The organism is Streptomyces nanhaiensis (assembly GCF_046614825.1).
GTDB classification, from domain to species: Bacteria; Actinomycetota; Actinomycetes; order Streptomycetales; family Streptomycetaceae; genus Streptomyces; species Streptomyces radiopugnans.
Map to the genome: position 1 here is coordinate 1 of NZ_JBKJFM010000350.1, position 1,099 is coordinate 1,099.

Sequence of the window (1,099 nt, forward strand, 5' to 3'; positions counted from 1 at the left end):
GCGCTGCCGGGGCGGGGCCGAGGAGACGGGCAGCAGCAGCCCCCACGCCGCACCCCCGCCGGGCCCGGCGCCCGGCTCCGCGCCCTGCCCCGCCGCGTCCCCGCCCCGGCCTCCGTCTTCGCCGGAAGTGGTCCCCGTAACCGTCATGGAAGTGGACCTTAAACCGGGCCGCGCCGCTTCCTAGCGTCGGTCCCATGACCTCCGCCTCCTCCGGCTCCCCCTCCGCCCCCTCCACGGCCGCGCGCCGCCGCGGCGCCCTGCTCGCCGCCGTCGCCTGCTGCCTGGTCGGCGCCTCCTTCACCGCCAACAGCGTGCTCGGCGACTATCCCCACGCCGGCGGCCAGGCCCTGCGCTACGGTCTGGCCTGCCTGCTGCTCCTGCCGCTGCTCGGGCGCGGGGCGCTCGCGCCCCTGCGTCTTCTGACGGCACGTCAGTGGACGCGCCTCGCCCTGCTCGCCGCCGTGGGCATGGTCGGCTTCAACCTCGCCGTACTGGCCGCGGAGCGGACCGCCGAGCCCGCGGTGCCCGGCGTACTGGTCGGCTGCGCGCCGGTCGTCGTGGCCGTGGTCGTCCCCGCCCTTGACGGCCGCCGGCCCGCGCGTGCGGTGGTGTACGGGGCGCTGCTGGTGGCTGCCGGCGCCCTGGCCGTACAGGGCTGGGGCCGCACCGACTCCGCCGGACTGCTGTGGTCGGTCGCCGCGCTGGCGGGCGAGGTGGGGTTCGCGGTGATCGCCGTCCCCCTGGTGCGCCCGCTGGGCGCCCGGCTGCTGTCCGCGGCGGCCTGCGCCCTGGCGGCGCTGGAGGCCGCGCTGCTCGGCGTGGTGCTCGACGGCCGGGCCTGGCTGCGTATGCCGGACCCGGCCGAGGCGGCGGCGCTGCTGTGGCAGGCGGTCGTCGTCACGGTGGTCGGCTTCGTCTGCTGGTACGCGGGCGTCCGCCGCATCGGCGCCGAGCGGGCCACACTCTTCTCCGGGCTCATCCCGGTCTGCGCGGCGCTGACCGCTCCGCTGGTGGCCACCGGCTCCTACGGCTGGGCGCAGGCGGGCGGCAGCCTGCTGGTCGGGGCGGGGGTCGCGCTGGGCGCGGGCGCCCTGGCCCG

Annotated in this window: 1 protein-coding gene; it reads left to right on the top strand. The window is 78.6% G+C overall.

The window, feature by feature from the left end; translation table 11 throughout:
• Positions 1 to 194 precede the first annotated feature (194 nt).
• On the top strand, positions 195 to 1,099 hold a 905-nt coding region (locus ACLIYP_RS30530; RefSeq protein WP_412716310.1), incomplete at its 3' end, for an EamA family transporter.